Raw genomic sequence first — 19677 nt, 5'->3', positions numbered from 1 at the left:
GGGGACGGTGCGGTTTGCGGATGCGGTGCAGACGTTGGTGGGGCGTGGGGTGTCGCGGTTTGTGGAGGTGGGTCCGGACAGTGTGTTGTCGGCGATGGTGGGGGAGTGTGTGCCGGGGGCGGTGGTGGTGGGGTTGCAGCGGGGTGGTGGTGATGAGGTGTTGCGGTTTGTGGAGGGGATGGGGCGGGTGTGGGTGTCGGGTGTGGATTTGGATTGGGGTGTGGTGTGTGGGGGTGGGCGGCGGGTGGATTTGCCGACGTATGCCTTCCAACACCAGCATTACTGGCTGCACGACACCGGAGCCGACAAGGACGTCACCGCCGCCGGCCTGCTTGATGCCGAACATCCGCTGCTGTCGGCTGTCACCGCTCTCCCCGACACCGACGGGCTCATCGCCACCGGCCTCCTGTCCCGGCGTACCCACCCGTGGCTGGCCGACCATGCGCTTGGCGACACGATCGTGCTGCCCGGCACCGGCCTGGTGGAGATCGTCGTGCATGCCGGTGACCACGTCGGCTGCGGCCAACTGACCGAACTCGCCCTCCAGGCCCCGCTGGTCATCCCGGACGACGGCGGCGTACAGGTGCAGGTCGCCGTGGGTGCGCCCGGCACGGACAACTCGCGGCCGGTCACCGTCTACTCCCGGCACCAGGACGCGCCGTGGACCCGGCACGCCGTCGGCGTGGTCGCCCCGGCCCCACCGGTCCCACCCGCCGACCCGCCGGCCCCGTGGCCCCCAGCCGCCGCCACCCCCGTCGACCTCGACGGACTGTACGAGCGGATGGCCGAGGTCGGCCTCGGCTACGGCCCGGTCTTCCGGGGCCTGCGGACCGCCTGGCGACACGGCGACGAGGTGTACGCCGAGATCGCGCTTCCCGCCGATGTGACCGACGCCGACCGGTTCCACCTGCACCCGGGCCTGTTCGACGCGGCCCTGCACGCCATCGGCCTCAGCCGGGGCGAGGGCGCGCCTGCCGTCCCATTCTCCTGGGCCGGGGTGACCATCCACGCCACCGGCGCCGTCGCCCTTCGGGTCACCGTCACTCCCACCGGACCCGAGCAGGTCGCCCTCACGCTCGCCGACGAGACCGGCGTACCCGTCGCGCGAGTCGACGCCCTGGTACTGAGGGAGATCGATGTCAGTCAGCTGGGGGCCGCTCGCGGCGGCCGGCAGGAGCACCTGTACCGGATCGACTGGACCCCGGTGCCGCTGCCCACCACCGCGGACACCGGCCACTGGGCACTCATCGGCACCGACGAGTTCAAGGTGGCCGCCGCGCTCGACACGGCCGGGCTGGCCGTCGAGACCCACCCCGGCCTCGACGCCCTCACCGCGGACCTGGACGCGGGCGCTGCCGCACCGGACGTGGTGCTGGTCGCCAGCGTCCAACCCGACTGCCGTGACCTCGCGGCCGGCGCTCGGCACACCACCGGGCAGCTCCTCGTCCTGCTGCAGCGGTGGCTCGCCGACGAGCGGCTGGCGTCGTCCCGACTGATGGTCCTCACCCACGGCGCGCAGGGCACGCCGGTCACCCAGCCGGCCGCCGCGGCGGTCTGGGGGCTTGCCCGCTCCGCCCAGTCGGAGAACCCAGGCCGGATCGTCCTGGTTGACCTCGACGACCACGACAGGTCGGTGCTGGCTCTCCCGGCCGTGCTGGCCGGCGGCGAACCGCAACTGCTCCTCCGCGAGGGCGTCGCGCACGCCGCCCGGCTGGTGGCCGCGGGCGCGCCCGACAGCACGTCCGGCAGCACTTTCACCGCCGACGGCACCGTCCTGCTCACCGGGGCCGCCGGCGCCCTCGGCGGGTTCGTCGCCCGGCACCTGGTCGACGCGCACGGGGTGCGGCACCTGCTACTGGCCAGCCGGCGCGGCCCCGACGCGGACGGCATGGCCGCGCTGAGCGCCGATCTCACCGCGCGCGGCGCCGAGGTCACCGTCGTCGCCTGCGACCTGGCCGACCGGGACGCGGTCACCGCGCTGCTCGCTGGGGTGTCCGCCGACCGCCCGCTGACCGGGGTGGTGCATGCCGCCGGGTTGCTCGACGACGGAATCATCCCCTCGCTGACCCGGGAACGTCTCGACGCGGTGCTACGTCCCAAGATTGACGCCGCCACCAACCTGCACGAGCTGACCCGCCACGCGGACCTCACCGCGTTTGTGCTCTTCTCCTCGGCAGCCGGTGTGCTCGGCGGGCCGGGCCAGGGTAACTACGCGGCGGCGAACGCCTACCTCGACGCACTCGCGGCCGCCCGCCGGGCGGCCGGGCTTCCCGCCCAATCCCTGGCCTGGGGGCCGTGGGCCGGCGGCGGCATGGCCGACAGCCTCGGTGGCGCCGACCGGGCTCGGATGTCCCGGGGCGGGGTGCTGCCGATGTCCAGCCAGGAGGGGCTGGACCTGCTCGATGCGGCGCTGGCCCGTACAGACGCGGTGCTCGTGCCAATCAAGGCCGACCTGCGTACGTCGGCTACGGCGGAGGTGCCGCCGATCCTCCGTACGCTCGTCACCCCGGACCGGCGGAGCCGGCTCGGCCCGGCCCGACCCGACCCGGCGGGGCTGCGGCGCACCCTCGCCGGGCTCGACACCGACGGCCAGGAGACGCTGCTGCGTGACCTGGTCCGAAGGCGGGCCGCGACGGTGCTCGGCCACACCCGACCCGACGACGTTGACCCGGCACTGCGCTTCGTCGAACTCGGCATCGACTCGCTCACCGCGATGGAGTTGCGTAACGCCCTGAACGAGGCCACGGGGCTGCGGCTGGACACGGGCGTGGTCTTCGATCACGGCAGCGTCGCCGAACTCGCCGCCCTGCTGCGCACCGAACTGGCCGCTCCGCCGGCCGAGGAACACACCGGCCCGGCCGACGCTGCCGACACCATGAGCGCGTTGTTCCGTACCGCCGTCCAGGGTGGCCGGGTACAGCAGGGCCTGTCCCTGCTGTACGCGGTCGCCGACATCCGGCCCACCTTTGACGGGCCGGCCGGCCTGCCGGAGATGCCCAGGCCCCGCCGGCTCGCCCGCGGCGACCAGGGGCCGGCGATGGTCTGCCTCCCCTCACCGATGGCGCTCGGCGGCGATCAGCAATACGCCCGGTTCACCGCCGAGTTCGGTGGCACCCGCGACGTGTGGACCCTGCCGGTGCCGGGCTTCGGCCGTGACGAGAGCCTGCCCGCCTCGTCCGACGCGGCGGTGCGGGTCTTCGCCGAGATGGTCCGCCCGATCGCCGAACAGGGGCCGTACATCCTGGTCGGCTACTCCTCGGGTGGGCTGTTCGCCCACGCCACCGCCGGTGAGCTGGAGCGGCAGGGACACGGCCCGGTCGGGGTGGTGCTGCTGGACACGTACCTGACCACCGGCAGCACCACACCGGCCTTCTTCACCCACATGCTCGACTCGCTGCTGGACCGGGAGGCCGAGTTCGGCGAGTTCAGCAGCGCCCGGCTGTCGGCGATGGGCCGCTACGTGCGGCTGCTGGAAAGCTGCCCGATCGAGCCGATCGACACACCGGTGCTCTTCGTCCGGCCGCGGGAATCCATCATGGCTGGCGATGACGATGGGTGGCGAGCCACCTGGGAAACCCCGCACACACTCCGGGAGGTGCCCGGCGACCACTTCACCATGATGGAGGGGCAGGTCGCTGCGACGGCCGGCGTGGTCCGGGACTGGATCTCGCAGTGACGACAGCTGGAGTGAACGCGATGACACTGGCACCGACCGACAAGGGCACCGTGGAGTTCGGCGACTACCGGACGTGGTACCGCGTGACAGGCCGGCTGCACGAGGGTTCACCGCCGCTCGTCGTGCTGCATGGCGGCCCGGGCAGTACCCATGACTACCTACTCAGCCTGGCCGAGCTGAGCCGCTCCGGTCGCCCGGTGGTGCACTACGACCAGCTCGGTAACGGCGGCGCCACCCACCTGCGGGACCGTGGCGCTGACTTCTGGACGGTGGAGCTGTTCCTGGCCGAGCTGGACAACCTCCTGCGTCGGCTCGGTATCGCCGACAGGTACGTCCTGTTCGGGCAGTCCTGGGGCGGGGTCCTCGCGGCGGCGCACGCGGTGGATCGGCCCGCCGGGCTGCGCGGCCTGGTGATCGCCAACGCGCCCGCGTCATATCCGCTGTGGCTGCCCGAGCTGGACGTCCTGCGGGCCGCGCTGCCCCCCGGCGTGGACGAGACACTACGCCGGCACGAGGCCGCCGGCACCACCGACAGCCCCGCCTACGTGGCGGCGATGATGGTCTTCTACCAGCGGCACGTATGCCGGCGTAAGCCGCTGCCGCCAGAGCTGATGGCCAGCTTCATGGAGATCAACGGGGATCCTACCGTCTACCACTCGATGAACGGGCCGAGCGAGTTCTGCGTGACCGGGACCCTGCGCGACTACTCGCTGGTCGACCGGTTGCCGCAGATCGACGCACCCACCCTGGTCATCAGCGGCGAGCACGACGAGGTCACCCCGGCCGCGGTACGCCCCTTCCACGATCTGGTCCCCGGTGCTCGCTGGGAGATCATCAACGGGGCCAGTCACCTGCCCCACCTGGAGACCCCGGAGCGGTTCACCGACCTCCTCACCGAGTTTCTCGACCAGCTCTGAGCTTGTCGTTCACCCGGGTGCTCTCGTCGATTCGAGGCGGAGCTGAGTCGTCGAAAAGGCCCGCGACCGAGATGGTCACGGGCCACTGTGTGCGGGATGCGTCACACGGAAGCACCGAGCATGTCGTTTATTGCGCTCCAGAGTGTCTCTGGGGTGGCAAACGTCTCCATCGACATCGCCTCGTCGACGAACCGTACGTTGTACTCGCTTTCGAGCATGGCCAGCAGCTCGACCATGGCGAGGGAGTCCAGGCCCGAGTCCCGCAGGCTGGTGCCGCCCAGCAGCGGCTCCTCCGGGTCGAGGAAGGGAAGGTGCTGGCGCAGGATGGTCTCGAACCGTTGATCCCACATGTCGGTGATTTCCTTCCGGTGCAGGGTGAGGAAACGCTAGCAACGACCGCCGGGCGTAGACGACCCGACAATTTCTGGCCCTGCGGAGCGTCGACGGTTAGGGGTCGCTAGGGGTGTCGATGCGGGTGCAACGCACTTAAGGTCGCCGATACGATCCGGCCATGGGTCGAGATATTTTCGCGCGCACGCACGCCTCCGTGGAGACACTGCCCGAGTTTCTGTTGGCGGGCGCCCGATTGACACCCGACCGGCCGGCTGTCGTCCAGGCCGTCGGTGGCGAGACCGGCACCCTGTCGTACCGTCAGCTCGCCCAGCGGGTTGACGGCTACGCCGCCGCTCTCGACGAGTTGGGCCTGGACATCGGCGACCGGGTGATCCTGGAGTCGGACACCTCGCCGACCGCCATCGCCGCCTTCCTGGCCTGCTCCTCGCTGGGGCTCACCTTCGTCCCGGTCAGCCCGGAGACACCTGCGCAGCGCCTCGCGCTGATCGCCGAGAGCACCGAGGCGGCGCTGCACCTGCAAACCGTTGACGGTCGCCGGGAGACGGTGCCCACCCCGCTGGGCACCGCCCGCTTCGGCACCGACGGTATCCAGGTCGAACGGGCCCCGACGCCCCGCACCCGGCGCCGCCGGGAACTGGTCCCCACCGACCCCGCCTACGTGATCTTCACTTCCGGCACCACCGGTCGGCCCAAGGGCGTCGTGATGAGCCACCGGGGCGTACTCGCCTTCTTCCGAGGCATGCTCCGGCACGGCATCGTCTCCGCCGAGGACCGGGTCGCGACCACCTCTCCGCTCCAGTTCGACTTCTCCCTGCTCGACATCGGCTTGGCCCTGGGCAGCGGCGCGGCCGTCGTGCCGGTTCCCCGGGCGCTGCTGCGCTGGCCACGTCGGTTCGTGCAGTTTCTCACCGACACCGGAGCCACCCAGGTCAATGGCGTCCCGTCGATTTGGCGGGGCGTGCTGCGGCATGAGTACGCGGGGCTGGCCGCGCTCGGTGAGCAGATCCGCGGTGTGCTCTACTCCGGCGAGAACTTCCCGCTGCCCGAGCTGCGCGAACTGCAACGGGCCCTGCCCCGGGCCCGGGTGGTCAACTGCTTCGGCAGCAGTGAGTCCCTCGCCGCATCCTTCACCGACGTGCCGAACCCGTTGCCCGACGACGCGGACCGGATCTCCATCGGTCACGCCCACCCTGGTGCGGAGATGCTACTGATCGACGAGGACGGTCGGCCGGTCGATGAGGCGGGTGTGGTCGGCCAGATCCATCTGCGCAGCGCCGCCCTGTTCAACGGCTACTGGAACGACCCAGAGGCGACCGCCGAGGCTCTGGTGCCCGACCCGCTCAACCCGGCCACCGGGCAGGTGGTCTTCCGCACCGGCGACCTGGCGTACCGGGGGGAGGGCGGTGAACTGTACTTCACCGGCCGGGTCGACTCGCTGGTCAAGGTACGCGGCAACCGGGTCGAGCTGGGCGAGGTGGAGCGCCGGGTCCGGGAGTTCCCGGGCGTCGCCGGCGCCGCCGCGCTGATGCTCCCCCAGGAGGGCAGGGATCCGGTGCTGGCCACCTTCGTGGTGCTCGACCCGGGTGTCACCGGCGTCGAGGAGATGGAGCTCGGCGCGTTCTGCCTGGAGGCGCTGCCCGACTTCATGGTGCCGCAGCAGGTGCGGGTCCTCGACGAGCTGCCGGTCAACGCCAATGGCAAGGTCGACCGGCGGGCGCTCGCCGCCCGCGCCGGAGAACCCGCGGGCTGATCCACCGTCCGCCGGTCCCCGGTCGGTTCCCGTTGACGTGGGCCCGACCGGTCCGGGTCAGGCCTCGGCGGCCGTACGGGCCAGCCGGGCCCGGTCGACCTTCCGGTTGGAGTTCAGCGGGAACTCCGGTACGTGTCGGTACGAGCGGGGCAACATCCCCTTCGGCAGGATCTGCCGTAGCTGCCGGGACAGCTCCGCCGGTGCGGTCGGCTCGCCGGTGTAGAAGACCACCAGTTCGGTGCCGCCGGCCCCGGCCCGGGCCACGGTGATCGCGTCCTCGATCCCGGGGCAGCCCCGCAACGCGTGCTCGATCTCGGCCAGCTCGACCCGCCAGCCGTGCACCTGCACCTGGGCGTCCAGCCGGCCCAGGTAGATCAATTCCTTGTTCCGCAGCCGCCGCACCCGATCGCCGGTGCGGTACCAGCGTCGGCCGTCCCGGATGAGGAACCGACCCTCGTCGTCGGCCGGATCGAGGTAGCCGGGGGTCAGCTGTGGGCCGGTGACCAGGAGTTCACCCTCCACCTCGTTGGCCGCGCCGTCCGCGTCGAGCAGCACCCCGTCGTGTCCGTCGTGCAGGGATCCGATTGGGACGAGGCCGTTGACGCAGAGCCCTGGCGAGGTCTGCGGCGACCAGCGGTGCCCGGTGATGGTGACGGTCAGCTCGGTCGGGCCGTAGATGTTCTCCAGGGTCGACCCGGGTGCCGCCGTCTGCCAGTCCACCGCGTCGGCGGCGTGCAGCGCCTCTCCGGCGAAGAAGCTCCACCGCAGCGACGGCATCGCCGCCGGAACCAGCCGTCCGGTCCGCCGGACCAGGGTGATGGCGCTGGGGGTGGAGAACCACACCGTCAGGCCCCGCTCGGCCACGAACGCCGGGACGTCCCGGTACGCCCCCGGGGGCACCGGGTGCATGCTCGCCCCCGCACCCCAGGCGCAGAAGAGGTCGAACATGGCGCAGTCGAAATTCAGGTCGAACGACTGTGAGAAGCGGTCGTCCGGCCCGAAGCCGTACCGGTCGTCCAGCACCGAGAAGTAGTGCCGCAGGTTGCCGTGGGTGATCGGCACCGCCTTGGGGCGCCCCGTCGAACCGGAGGTGAACAGCACGTAGGCCACGTCGTCGGGGCCGGCCGGGTGGGGCTCGGCCAGCGGCGTCGCCGAGGCCACCGGGAGCCGGAGACCGGTGCTGCTGCCGCCCGGGTCCACCACCGGTGCCAGCACCGGCACCCCGGAGACCACATCGCCCAACTCGGCCCGTACCGCCAGACCGGCGTCGTCGAGCAACAGGGTGGACACCCCGCACGCGGTGAGCATCCGTGCGGTGCGCGTCGCCGGGAACTCCGGGTGTAGCGGTACGGCGGTCGCACCGACGTACAGGGTGGCGAGCAGCCCCGCGTACGACTCCAGGGTCTTGCCGGCCAGGATGCCGACCACCCGGGGTGGCCCGTCCGGGCCAGCGGCCAGCGCCCCCGCCCAGCGCAGGGCGGTGTCGTGTAGTTCCTCGTAGCTGACCGGGCCGGACGGCAGGTGCAGGGCGGTGGCCCGGGGCGCGGCGGCCAGCCCCTGCAGGAATCGCCCGGACAGGGCGTAGTCGGGGTGCTGAGTCATCATCGTCCTCCGTGCTCGACCGGCCGTCACGCGGCCACGGTGCGGCGGATCGGCGACATCGCCCGCCGCGGGTCAACGATGGTGGTGTGGAAGTTGCGGACGGTCGCCCCCACCCGACCCCACAACCGGTCCGACCCACAGACGTGCACCGTCTCCACGCCCAACCGTTGGAACGTGCCGACCACCTCCGGCCAGCGCACCGGCGTGACGATGCCGTCGAGCAACATGGCCCGCACCCCGTCGGCGGTGTCCCGCACCGTGCCATCCTGGTCGGCGACGACCGGGATCTGCGGGTCGGTGAAGTGCAGCGACGCGAACAGCTCCGCCTCCACCCGGTCGCGTAGCGGCTGGAAAGCGGCAGCGTGTAGCGGCGGATCCATCACGTACAGCGGCAGCCCACCGCCGGCGCGTAGCCGCTGCGCCAACCAGTCGGTGCGTCCCTCGTGCAGCGTCACCATCCAGAAGTCGGTGTCTACATAGCAGGAGATTTCGTACCACTCACCGGCCTCGTCCAGTTCGCCCAGAATTTCCCGCAGCCGATCCGGCGGGGTCCGGACGAAGGACATCGTCACCACCCCCGGCTGCTCGGCCGCGAAGTACTCCGTCTCGATCCGGGACAGCCGCGCGGTCATCCGTACCGCCTCGGCGAAGTCCAGCGCGCCGCTGTACACGGCGGCGGCTTTGCCCCCGAAGCTGGGCCCGGCGACCAGGCTTGGCCGCAGGTCCAGCACCCGCTCCGCCCAGCGGGCCAATGCCACACAGTTGACCAGGAAGGCCACCTGGGCGTACTCGGAGTAGTCGTCATCACTGTCCCGATACCGGGCGAACAGGTCGTAGTCCAGGGCGTCGCTCGCGGTGGCGAGCAGGTCGCGAGCGTCCCGGTTGACGAGCATGAACTTCGCGACGTCGGTGAACTCGCACGGACCCATCCCGGGGAAGACGGTGGCGTTGGTCATTTCTGGCATCCTTGTCATCGGGGGAGCTTGGCGAGGGCCTGCTCAACATGGGCCAGCGCGTCGGCGACGTGCGGCACGGCGAGCGGGTCGGCGGCGTCCTGGGTCTGCCGCTGTTGCTGCTCGGTGGCGCCGTACAGCATGCTGGTCGCGGCGCGGAAGCGCAGCGCGTCGGGTCGGTCTCCGAAGTGGTGGCCGGAGAGCACCGCGATCCCCAACTCCGCCAGCAGGTGGCGCTGCAACGACGCGCCGTCGGTGACGCCCTGCTCGGCTAGGGGGCCCCGCAGCGGTGCGAAGTCCGGGTAGACGTAGAACGCGCCGGTCGGTGGCGGGCAGGTTGCGCCCGCGTCCACCATGATCCGGTGCATGGCGCCGGCCACCGCGCCGTGCAGCGCGGCGTCCGCCGCCAGCCGCTCGCGGATCTCCGGTGGCTCGGCGAAGGCGTACCGGGCCACGGACTGCATCGGGCCGGCCAGGGTGGACCATATCTCGCTGGCCACCGCGGCCACGTCCGCGTGGATCCGCTCGCCCCACCCGCCAGCCGGGAATCGGGCCGCCCCGATCCGCCAGCCGCCGAGCGCCAGGTTCTTGCTCAACCCGGTGATCACCACGGTCCGCCGGGGCGCGACCTCCGCCGGGCTGAGCAGGTCCGCGCCCGGCTTGTGCAGGATGTCCCGGTAGATCTCATCCGAGACGATCAGCAGGTCCTCCTCCTCGGCGATCGCGCACAGCTCCCGGATCACCTCGGCTGGGGCGTGGGTGCCCGTCGGGTTGTCCGGCGAGGTGAGGATGAGGATCCGGGGGGCCTGGCCGAGCGTCCGGGCGGTGCGGATGGTCTCCCGCAGCGCTGCCGGGTCGGGCACTCCGCCGCCGGACTTCGGGATCGGCACCCCCCGCACGTTCTTGCCGGCCAGCCGGGCCTGCGGGGCGTAGGTGACCCAGCTGGGCAGGGCGACCAGGGTGTCACCGTCGACCACCAGTTGCAGGGCCATCAGCAGCGGTTTACTGCCCGGCGCGACGATCACCTGGTTGGCCTCCGTGGGCAGGCGGCGGCGGAAGAAGTAGCCGGCCACGGCCTCCCGGGTGGCCGGGTCGCCGACCACCGGCCCGTACGCGTTGCGGTCCGCACCCGCGGTCAGTTGCCGCGCCAGCGGCGCAAAGACCGGCAGGCGGGACTCGCCGAAACCGAGGTGCACGATGGACTCGCCCCTGGCGATCCGCTCCGCGACCAGCTGGTCGAGTGCGAGATTGGGCGAGATCTTCCGGCCGGCCATCGCCAGCTCCCTTCGGGTCGGTTCGTGCTCAGGTGGTGACGACCGCGCCGGGGCGGGCCGCGCTGGGGCCGACCGCGGCGAGGATGTCCGTCGGGGCGGCCGGGTCGATCTGCAGGTCGCTCAGCCACGCCGCGTCCGGTGACCACCGGGCCCGGAACGGCCGGCCGACCAGCCGTCGGTCGCGGGACTGGATCAACCGGAGTTGGAAGAAGTCGCCGTGCGGGGTCTGTTCGACGCCGTCGACCAGGACCTTGCCGGGGGTCGCCGACATGACCGGTCCGCGCACGGTCCGGGCCAGACCCGGCAGGTCCTGATAGGCGGTACGGAAGATGTCGGCGGCGCGGGTGAGCGGCACCTGGAAGTAGTCCCGAGGCCCGGTGTCCCGCTCGACGAACATGTAGTAGGGCACCGCACCGACAGCCAGCTCGGCCCGCCACATGTCGCTCCAGGCGCGGGGGTCGTCGTTGACGTAGCGGATCAGCGGGGCCTGGCAGTAAACCACCGCTCCGGTCGACCGGATCCGGGCGATGGCCCGCGTGGCGATCTCGGTGGCGAGTTCACGCGGGTGGCTGAAGTGCGCCATCACCGCGACGGTGCGGCCGGCGGCGACCACCTGTGCGAAGAGCCGCAGCAGGTCGTCGGCGTCGCTGTCGGAGACGAACCGGGATGGCCAGTATGCGACCGCCTTGGTACCGAAGCGGATGGTGCGTACCGTGTCCACCTGGAGCAGCGGCTCGACGTGGCTGCGTAGCCGCTCCGTCGACATGATCATCGGATCGCCGCCGGTGACCAGTACGTCGGTCACCGCCGGATGCCGGTGCAGGTACGACACCAGCTGCTCGGGGCCCGGCGCGGCGAACCGCAGGTCGGCGTCGCCGACGAACTGTGCCCAGCGGAAGCAGTAGGTGCAGTAGGCGTGGCAGGTCTGCCCCTGCTGGGGGAAGTACAGCACCGTCTCCCGGTACTTGTGCTGCATTCCGGGCAGCTCGTGACCGTCCAGGTGCGGCACGTTGTGCTGCTGCTGCCCGGACGGGTGCGGGTTGAGTCCGGCCCGGATGCGGGCCACCTCCACGCGCAGCCGCTTGCGGTCGCCGGCGTCCAGTAGGTCGCCGAGGAGTCGTTCGTCGTCCGCGGCGAGCATGCCACGCTGCGGGAACACCAATCGGAAGATCGGGTCGTCCGGGATGCGGTCCCAGTCGATCAGGTGCGACAATACGTATTCATTGACCCGGAACGGCAGTACCTGGGAAATGGTGCGGATCGCGTGCAGATTGTCGGCCGACAGTCCGAAGCGGGCGCCCAGTTTGTCGATATGGTGCGGGCCGAAGGAGTGGAACCGCCCCGGACCAGCGATCGTGGAAATGAGCAGGGACATCAGCCATCCTCCAGGGGGATTGCGCCCACCGACGTGGCATGACTCAATCACCGGTGCACGCCGGCGAGAATCGCGCGACGGTCAATAGCGCATTGTCTTGAACCGAGGCTAGTGGCGGACCGGCCACCCGGACCCCTAGCGGCACCCCAGACTCGCCCTTACCAATCGTGGTAGGGGGAAGGTAGGGGCGGTGCGGGGGTGTAGCTGGATTTCCTTTCCTGATTACGTATTCCTCGCCTGGTCCGGCCGGTGCCCGGCGGGTCGCCCGGAGCTGCCGTACCACACCGAGCGGCCGACGAGACATCGACGCCAGCGCCCAATCCGTGCGCCCGGTGCGACCCGAGGGAGTGCCCGTGACGATCGATCAGGAGATCCGTGAGTACCCGTTCCGCGAGTCGCGCGGAATCGGCATCGACCCGACCTACGAGCTGCTGCGCCGGACCGAGCCGCTGGCCCGGGTGCAACTGCCGTACGGCGAGGTGTCCTGGCTGGTCACCCGGTACGAGGATGTCAAGACCGTGTTGACGGATCCGAGGTTCAGCCGAGCCGCTGCGCAGGGCAAGGACCAACCCCGTACCCGTGCGGAGATGACGTACGAGGGCATCATCGGCCTCGACCCGCCGGACCACACCCGGCTCCGCAGGTTGGCCGGTAAGGCGCTGACCGCCCGCCGGGTCAACGCGATCCGCGCGGACGCGCAGCGGATCGCCAACGAGTACGTCGACGAGATGATCGCCAAGGGCTCGCCGGGCGATCTGGTCGAGCTGTTCGCCCTGCCGTACCCGGTCACGGTGATCTGCGAGCTGCTCGGTGTGCCGTTCGAGGACCGCGCCCAGTTCCGGATCTGGACCGAGGGACTGACCAGTACCAGCGAGCAGTTGATGGTCTACGCCGAGCAGCTGTTCGACTACATGGGCAAGCTGGTCGCCCAGCGTCGCGCGGAGCCCACCGACGACCTTCTCGGAGCGCTGGTCAAGGCCCGCGACGAGGGCGACCGGCTGACCGAGCAGGAGCTGCTCTCCATCGCCGGGGTCGGGCTGCTGCTCACCGGCGTCGAGACGGTCTCCACGCACATCCCGAACTTTGTCTACGCGCTGCTCACCCATCCGGAGCTGATGGCGCAGCTACGCGCCGACCGGAGCCTGGTGCCGGCCGCCGTGGAGGAGCTGCTGCGGATGATCCCGCTCAACCCGGCCGCCATGTTCCCCCGCTACGCGGTGGAGGACGTGACGCTCAGCGGGATCACCGTGCGCGCCGGCCAGCCGGTGTTGGTCTCCCTGCCGGGCGCCAACCGCGACCCGGAGGTCTTCGAGAACCCGGAGACCTTCGACTTCACCCGCGAGCAGAACCCGCACGTCGCCTTCGGACACGGCCCGCACCACTGTCTCGGCGCGCAGTTGGCCCGGATGGAGCTGCAGGTGGCCCTGCACACCGTCCTGGACCGCTTCCCCGACCTGCGCCTGGCCGACGGTGACGAGGGCGTGTCGTGGAAGTCCGGCCTGCTGGTCCGGGGCCCGAGCCGGCTGCTGGTGGGCTGGTGACCGCGGTGGAAACCCGCTGGACGGTGACCGTCGACCGGGAGGCCTGCATCGGTACCGGGGTCTGCGCCGGCGCGGCGCCCCGCCAGCTTGAGGTCCGCACCGGTAAGGCATCCGTCCTGGCCCCGGAGACCGCGCCCGACGAGGCGGTCATCGACGCCGCCGAGATGTGCCCGATGTCCGCGATCACAGTGCGTGACGCGGCCTCGGGCGCACTGCTCGCGCCCGAGGAGTGAACGACCACCGTCCAGACCGGTGCCCCCGCCGGTTGCCGCGAGGCCGCCGCGACCGGTCCTCCCTACCGGTCACGGCGGCCTCGCCGTGACCGGGCGCCGAAACCGACACCGACCCGGGCGCCGAAACCCGGAGACCTAGTGGAGCGTGCCATGAGCGAGTCCGCGAACCCCACCGGTGCCGAGCCCGGCGCGCTGTCGGCCCTGCGGCGGCGACTGGAGGGCCGCACAGCCGACGAGCAGGACCGGGCACTCATCGCCCTGGTCCGGGAGCAGGCCCGCGACGTGCTGCGGACCGTGCTGCCGGACGGTCCGGAGGCCGTTGGGCCGGGCCGGCCCTTCCGCGAGCTGGGCTTCGACTCGCTCGCCGCGGTCGAGCTACACCGTCGGCTCACTGCCGCCACCGGCCTCGACCTTCCGGTCACCCTGGTCTTCGACCATCCGACGCCGCAGGCGGTCGGGCGGCTGCTGCGGACCCTGCTCGGCGGCGATGCCGCCCCCGCCCCGGCCGCCGCGCCGCCACGCCGAACCGACGACGAGCCGATCGCCGTGGTCGGCATCGGCTGCCGCTACCCCGGCCACAGCCACTCCGCCGAGGACCTGTGGCGGCTGGTGTCCGAGGGCCGGCACGTCAGCTCCGACTTCCCGACCGACCGGGGTTGGGACACCGACGGGCTCTACGACCCCGATCCGGGCAAGCCGGGCAAGACCTACGTCCGCCAGGGCGGGTTCCTGGAGGGCGCGGCCGAGTTCGATCCGGACTTCTTCGGCATCAGCCCGCGCGAGGCCATGACGATGGACCCCCAGCAGCGGCTGGTGCTGGAGACCGCCTGGGAGGCTCTGGAGGACGCCGGCATCGACACGGCGTCGCTGCGCGGCAGCCAGACCGGGGTCTTCATCGGGGCCGAACCCCAGGAGTACGGCCCCCGTCTGCACGAGGCCCCGGAAGGCCTGGACGGCTACCTGCTCACCGGCAACGCGCCGAGCGTGGTGTCAGGTCGGCTCGCCTACACCTTCGGCTTCGAGGGGCCCACCCTGACCGTGGACACCGCCTGCTCGGGCTCCCTGGTCGCCCTGCACCTGGCCTGCCAGGCGGTGCAGCGCGGGGAGTGCACCACCGCGCTGGCCGGCGGAGTCGCGGTGATGGTGCACCCGGGCGCGTTCACCGCCTTCAGCCGGCAGCGCGGCCTCGCCCCGGACGGGCTCTGCAAGCCGTTCGCGGCGGCCGCCGACGGGACCGGCTGGGCCGAGGGCGTCGGCATCCTGGTGCTGGAGCGACTCGGCGACGCCCTACGCAACGGCCACCGCGTCCTCGGCGTGATCCGCGGATCGGCGATCAACCAGGATGGCGCATCGAACGGGTTGACCGCTCCGAACGGGCCGTCCCAACAGCGGGTGATCCGATCGGCGCTGGCCGCCGCCGGTCTGACCCCCACCGACATCGACATGGTCGAGGCACACGGCACCGGCACCCGGCTCGGTGACCCGATCGAGGCGCAGGCGATCATCGCCACCTACGGCCGGGAACGCCCCGCCGACCGGCCCCTCTGGCTCGGCTCGCTCAAGTCCAACATCGGGCACTCGCAAGCCGCCGCCGGTGTCGCCGGGGTGATCAAGGTGCTGATGGCGATGCGGCACCGGGTGCTGCCGCGCACCCTGCACGTCGACACCCCCACCCCCACCGTCGACTGGTCCGCCGGCACCGTCGAACTGCTCACCGAGGCCCGCGAGTGGACCGATCCGGGCCGGCCGCGCCGCGCCGGGGTCTCCTCGTTCGGCGTCAGCGGGACCAACGCGCACGTCATCGTCGAGGAGCCCCCGCCCGTTGCCGAACCTGCCCTCCCCGCCGAGCCGCCGCCGTCCAGCGAGGGCCTGCCGGTGGTGCTCTCCGCCCGTGGCGGGGCGGCGCTGCGCGCCCAGGCTGCAGCGTTGCACGCCGCCCTGGCCACCAGCGAGAACCCCCCGACGCTGCTTGACGTCGCGTACTCGCTGACCACCACCCGGACCGCGTTGGAGCACCGCGCGGTCCTGGTCTCCCGGGACCGGGCGACCACCCTGCATGAGCTGGCCGTGCTCGCCGACGGCGGTGACCTGCCCGGCGTACACCTGGGACAGGTCACCGGTGGCGGGCTCGGGTTCCTCTTCACCGGGCAGGGCAGCCAGCGGCTCGGCGCCGGACGTGAGCTCTACCGTGCCTATCCGGTCTACGCCGCCGCGTTCGACGCCGCCTGCGGCTGGCTGGACCTGCAACTGGACGTGCCCCTGACCGACGTGCTGTTCGCCGAGCCCGGCACCGCCGAGGCGGCGCTGCTGGACCAGACCGCCTACACCCAGTGCGCGCTGTTCGCCGTGGAGGTCGCCCAGTTCCGGCTGCTGGAGTCGTGGGGGGTGCGACCCGACGTGCTTGCCGGACACTCGGTCGGCGAGTTGGCCGCTGCCCACGTCGCCGGGGTGCTCTCCCTGGAGGACGCGGCGATCCTGGTCGCCGCGCGCGGTCGACTCATGCAGCAGCTCCCCGCCGAGGGCGCGATGATCTCCGTGCAGGCCACCGAGGAGCAGGTTCGCCCGCTGCTCGCCGGCCGCGAGGCGCAGGTGGGCCTGGCGGCGGTGAACGGGCCAGCCTCGGTGGTGGTCTCCGGCACCGAGGCCGCCGTGCTCGAGGTCGCCGCCGCCATCGCCGCCGCCGCCGGGCACAAGACGAAGCGGCTGCGGGTCAGCCACGCCTTCCACTCGCCGCTGATGGCGCCGATGCTCGCCGAGTTCGGCCGGCTGGCCCAGGTGCTCGGCTATCGTCCGCCGGCGATACCGATCGTATCCACGGTGACTGGACGGGCGGTGCTCTCCGGTGAACTCTGCGATCCCGAGTACTGGGTGCGGCATGTCCGCGACTGTGTCCGCTTCGCCGACGCGGTCCGGGCGATGGCCGACGAGGGCGTCACCACGTTCCTCGAACTCGGACCGGCCGGGGTGCTCTCCGCGCTGGGCCCGGCCTGCCTCACCGAGGACGACGACGCGGTCTTCACCCCGGTGCTGCGCGCCGACCAGGATGAGCAGACCGACATCGTCTCCGCCCTCGCCCGCGTACACGTGCGGGGCGCGTCCGTGGACTGGTCGGCGTTCTTCGCCCCGCGCGGTGCCCGCCGGGTCGCCCTGCCCACGTACGCGTTCCAACGTCGCCGGTTCTGGCTGGCCTCCGGTGGCGGCAGCGCCGACGCGACCGGCTTCGGTCAGCTAGCTGCCGGCCACCCGTTGGTGGGTGCGGTCGTCGGCCTGGCCGGCGGTGACGGGGTGGTGCTCACCGGCCGGGTGTCGCTGCGCAGCCACCCGTGGCTGGCCGACCACATGATCTCCGGGGTGGTGTTGCTGCCCGGCACCGCATTCGTGGAGCTGGCGGTCCGGGCCGGGGACCAGGTCGGCTGCGGCACGGTGGAGGAGTTGACCCTGGAGGCGCCGCTGGCGCTGGATGAGCGCGGGGTCGCCCTCCAGGTGGTGGTCAGCGCCGCCGACCCGGCGGGACGCTGCCCGGTGGCCGTCTACTCCCGCCCCGACGAGCCGGGCGACCAGCTCTGGACCCGGCATGTCAGCGGCGTCCTCGCTCCGGAGGCCGCCCACCCCGGCACCCCGCTCACCGAGTGGCCGCCCCGGGGCGCCGAGCCGGTTGACCTGACCGATACCTATCCCGTGCTGGCCGGCCAGGGCTACGGCTACGGCCCGGTCTTCCAGGGCCTCAAGGCCGTCTGGCGGCGCGGTGCCGAGGTGTACGCCGAGGTGGCGCTCCCCGTCGACAGCCGCCCGGACGCCGCTCGCTTCGGCCTGCACCCGGCGGTGCTGGACGCCGCCCTGCACGCCATCGATGCGGCGGCCCACCACGGCGAATCCGCCGACGACGAGGTGCGCATCCCGTTCGCCTGGAACGACATCACCCTGCACGCGGCGGGCGCCGCCGAGGTGCGGGTGCGGATCGCCCCCGCCGCCGGGGACAGCGTCTCGGTGGCCCTCGCTGATCCCACCGGCGCGCCGGTCGCCTCGGTACGCTCCCTCGTCTCCCGGCCGGTCTCCACCGCCCAGCTCACCGCCGCCCGGGGCGGCTATCACGAGCGGCTGTTCCGGCTGGAGTGGACGAAGCTGGGGCACCGGCCCGCGCCATCGGGCACCCCCCGCTGGTGTGTGCTCGGCGACGAGCGGATCGGCGCGGCATCCCGACACCCGGACGTCGCCGCGCTGGGTGCGGCGATCGATGCCGGCGCTACCGCCCCCGAGTGGACGTTCGTCGGCGTCCGGGCCGGTGACGTCCGGGTCGCCACCGCCGACGCGCTGGCCACCCTCCAGCAGTGGCTGACCGATGCGCGGCTGGCCGGCTCCCGGCTGGTCTTCGTCAGCCGGGTCGACGACCTCGCTGCCGAGGCGGTGTGGGGCTTGGTCCGGGCAGCGCAGACGGAGAACCCGGACCGGTTTGTCACCGTCCGGCTCACCGACGCCCCATCCTCGCTGCTGGCCGCCGCCCTGGCCACCGGTGAGCCGGAGCTGCTGCTGCGTGACGGCGAGATCAGTGTGCCTCGGCTGGCCCGGGTCGCCACCACCACCGCTGTCGCCGCCGGAGCCGACGAGGTGGACGCCGGCACCCGCTGGCCCACCGACGGCACGGTGCTGGTCACCGGCGGCACCGGTGGCCTCGGTGCGCACGTCGCCCGTCACCTGGTCCACACCCACGGGGTACGCCACCTGCTGCTGACCAGCCGCAGCGGCCCGGCGGCGGCCGGTGTCACGGAGTTGTGCGCGGAGCTGGCGGCGGCCGGCGCGTCCGTCGAGGTAGCCGCCGCCGACGCTGCCGACTCTGACGCGTTGGCCGCACTGCTCGCCGCCGTCCCGGCCGACCAGCCGCTGCGGGCGGTGGTGCACGCTGCCGGCATCGTTGACGACGGGGTGATCGGCTCACTCGGTCCGGAGCGGCTCGACGCCGTGCTGAAGGCCAAGCTGGACGGCGCGATCAACCTCGACGAGCTGACCCGCGACGCGGACCTGTCGGTGTTCGTGCTCTTCTCCTCCCTGGCCAGCCTGCTGGACTGCGCCGGCCAGGGCAACTACGCCGCAGCGAACGCGGCGCTGAACGCGCTGGCCACCGCCCGCCGGGCCGCGGGTCGGCCCGCCGTCGCCCTCACCTGGGGCCTGTGGACCGGTGACAGCGGGATGGGCGGGCGGCTGGATGCCGCCGCGCGGCAACGCATCGACCGCTCCGGCATGCCCGGCCTCACCCCGGCGGAGAATCTGACCCTGCTCGACGCGGCGCTCGGCGTCAATGAGCCGGTCCTGGCGCCGATCCAGGTCGACCTGGCCACGCTGCGCAACCGCCCGGAGGGGGTACCGGCGCTGCTGCGCGGCCTGGTGCCACTGCCGGCCAGGCGGGCCGCGCAGGCGGCCGGAGCGGCGGACGCGGCGCAGGGCTGGGCCCGGCAACTCGCCGCGCTCACCCCGGCCGAGCGGGACCGGGTCACCGTCGACCTGATCCGCGCCCACGTCGCCGCCGTGCTCGGCCACGACGGGGCAGCGGCGATCGAGCCGCGCCGCGCCTTCAACGAGGTGGGCTTCGACTCGCTGGCCGCCGTGGAGTTGCGTAATCGGCTTAACGCCGCTACCGGGCTGCGGCTGCCGGCGACCCTGGTGTTCGACTATCCGACCCCGGCGGCGCTTGCCGAGTTCGTGGTGTCCACCGTGCTGGGCACCGGGCTGGAGGTGGCGGTGCCGGAGCCGGCGTCGGCCTCCTTCGTTCAGGAGCCGATTGCGATTGTGGCGATGAGTTGTCGTTTTCCGGGTGGGGTGGCGACTCCGGAGCAGTTGTGGGAGTTGTTGGAGGGTGGTGTTGATGCGGTTTCCGGGTTTCCGACTGATCGGGGTTGGGATCTGGTGGGTATGTATGACCCGGAGCCTGGTAAGCCGGGGAAGACGTATTCGTTGGAGGGTGGTTTCCTCTACGATGCGGCCGATTTTGATGCGGACTTTTTTGGGAT

At 72.1% G+C, this 19677-nt stretch carries 11 protein-coding genes; 6 read left to right on the top strand and 5 right to left on the bottom strand.

The window, feature by feature from the left end; genetic code table 11:
- On the top strand, window positions 1-3676 hold a 3676-nt coding region (locus B118_RS29105; protein WP_043541955.1), incomplete at its 5' end, for a type I polyketide synthase.
- A gap of 11 nt (window positions 3677-3687) precedes the next feature.
- Entirely contained in the window at window positions 3688-4593 is a 906-nt protein-coding gene (locus B118_RS0123880) for a proline iminopeptidase-family hydrolase (RefSeq protein WP_018813142.1), read from the top strand.
- Window positions 4594-4694: 101 nt separating this feature from the next.
- On the opposite strand, the gene B118_RS0123875 is transcribed toward B118_RS0123880, so the two are convergent.
- Window positions 4695-4943, bottom strand: a complete 249-nt coding sequence (locus B118_RS0123875; protein WP_018813141.1) for a phosphopantetheine-binding protein — start codon at window positions 4941-4943, stop codon at window positions 4695-4697.
- Between the two features lie 161 nt (window positions 4944-5104).
- On the opposite strand from B118_RS0123875, the gene B118_RS0123870 reads away from it, so the two are divergent.
- On the top strand, window positions 5105-6697 hold the full coding sequence (locus B118_RS0123870; protein ID WP_028193588.1) for an AMP-binding protein: 1593 nt from the start codon (window positions 5105-5107) through the stop codon (window positions 6695-6697).
- A 57-nt stretch (window positions 6698-6754) separates the two neighbouring features.
- Here B118_RS0123870 and B118_RS0123865 read toward each other — a convergent pair whose 3' ends face one another.
- From B118_RS0123865 to B118_RS0123850, 4 genes are read right to left on the bottom strand one after another with little or no spacing between them, the layout of a single operon-like run.
- Window positions 6755-8299, bottom strand: a complete 1545-nt coding sequence (locus B118_RS0123865) for an AMP-binding protein (protein WP_028185580.1) — start codon at window positions 8297-8299, stop codon at window positions 6755-6757.
- A gap of 26 nt (window positions 8300-8325) precedes the next feature.
- Complete coding sequence (locus tag B118_RS0123860) at window positions 8326-9255, bottom strand: ACP S-malonyltransferase (protein WP_018813138.1); 930 nt, start codon at window positions 9253-9255, stop codon at window positions 8326-8328.
- Between the two features lie 14 nt (window positions 9256-9269).
- Complete coding sequence (locus tag B118_RS0123855) at window positions 9270-10526, bottom strand: pyridoxal phosphate-dependent aminotransferase (RefSeq protein ID WP_028193587.1); 1257 nt, start codon at window positions 10524-10526, stop codon at window positions 9270-9272.
- Between the two features lie 28 nt (window positions 10527-10554).
- On the bottom strand, window positions 10555-11901 hold the full coding sequence (locus B118_RS0123850; RefSeq protein WP_028185581.1) for a KamA family radical SAM protein: 1347 nt from the start codon (window positions 11899-11901) through the stop codon (window positions 10555-10557).
- 353 nt (window positions 11902-12254) lie between these two features.
- Between B118_RS0123850 and B118_RS0123845 the strand changes: the two genes are divergently transcribed.
- From B118_RS0123845 to B118_RS29100, 3 genes are all read left to right on the top strand, one after another.
- Complete coding sequence (locus tag B118_RS0123845) at window positions 12255-13442, top strand: cytochrome P450 (protein ID WP_026271064.1); 1188 nt, start codon at window positions 12255-12257, stop codon at window positions 13440-13442.
- Complete coding sequence (locus B118_RS0123840) at window positions 13439-13675, top strand: ferredoxin (RefSeq protein ID WP_018219212.1); 237 nt, start codon at window positions 13439-13441, stop codon at window positions 13673-13675. Before B118_RS0123845 ends, B118_RS0123840 begins: the two co-directional genes overlap by 4 nt.
- 150 nt (window positions 13676-13825) lie before the next feature.
- Window positions 13826-19677, top strand: a 5852-nt coding sequence (locus B118_RS29100; RefSeq protein WP_043541951.1) for a type I polyketide synthase, incomplete at its 3' end; no start/stop codon positions are given.

Source organism: Salinispora pacifica CNR114 (assembly GCF_000514775.1).
Taxonomy (GTDB): Bacteria; Actinomycetota; Actinomycetes; order Mycobacteriales; family Micromonosporaceae; genus Micromonospora; species Micromonospora pacifica.
Note: the sequence above shows the minus strand (reverse complement) of the source record. Positions and strands in the feature narration are given on the sequence as shown.

Excerpts from the sequence above, each read along its gene's own strand:
- B118_RS0123875 (WP_018813141.1), bottom strand. The coding sequence starts at position 4,943 with ATGTGGGATCAACGGTTCGAGACCATCCTGCGCCAGCACCTTCCCTTC.
- B118_RS0123870 (WP_028193588.1), top strand. The coding sequence starts at position 5,105 with ATGGGTCGAGATATTTTCGCGCGCACGCACGCCTCCGTGGAGACACTG.
- B118_RS0123865 (WP_028185580.1), bottom strand. The coding sequence starts at position 8,299 with ATGACTCAGCACCCCGACTACGCCCTGTCCGGGCGATTCCTGCAGGGG.
- B118_RS0123860 (WP_018813138.1), bottom strand. The coding sequence starts at position 9,255 with ATGACCAACGCCACCGTCTTCCCCGGGATGGGTCCGTGCGAGTTCACC.
- B118_RS0123855 (WP_028193587.1), bottom strand. The coding sequence starts at position 10,526 with ATGGCCGGCCGGAAGATCTCGCCCAATCTCGCACTCGACCAGCTGGTC.
- B118_RS0123850 (WP_028185581.1), bottom strand. The coding sequence starts at position 11,901 with ATGTCCCTGCTCATTTCCACGATCGCTGGTCCGGGGCGGTTCCACTCC.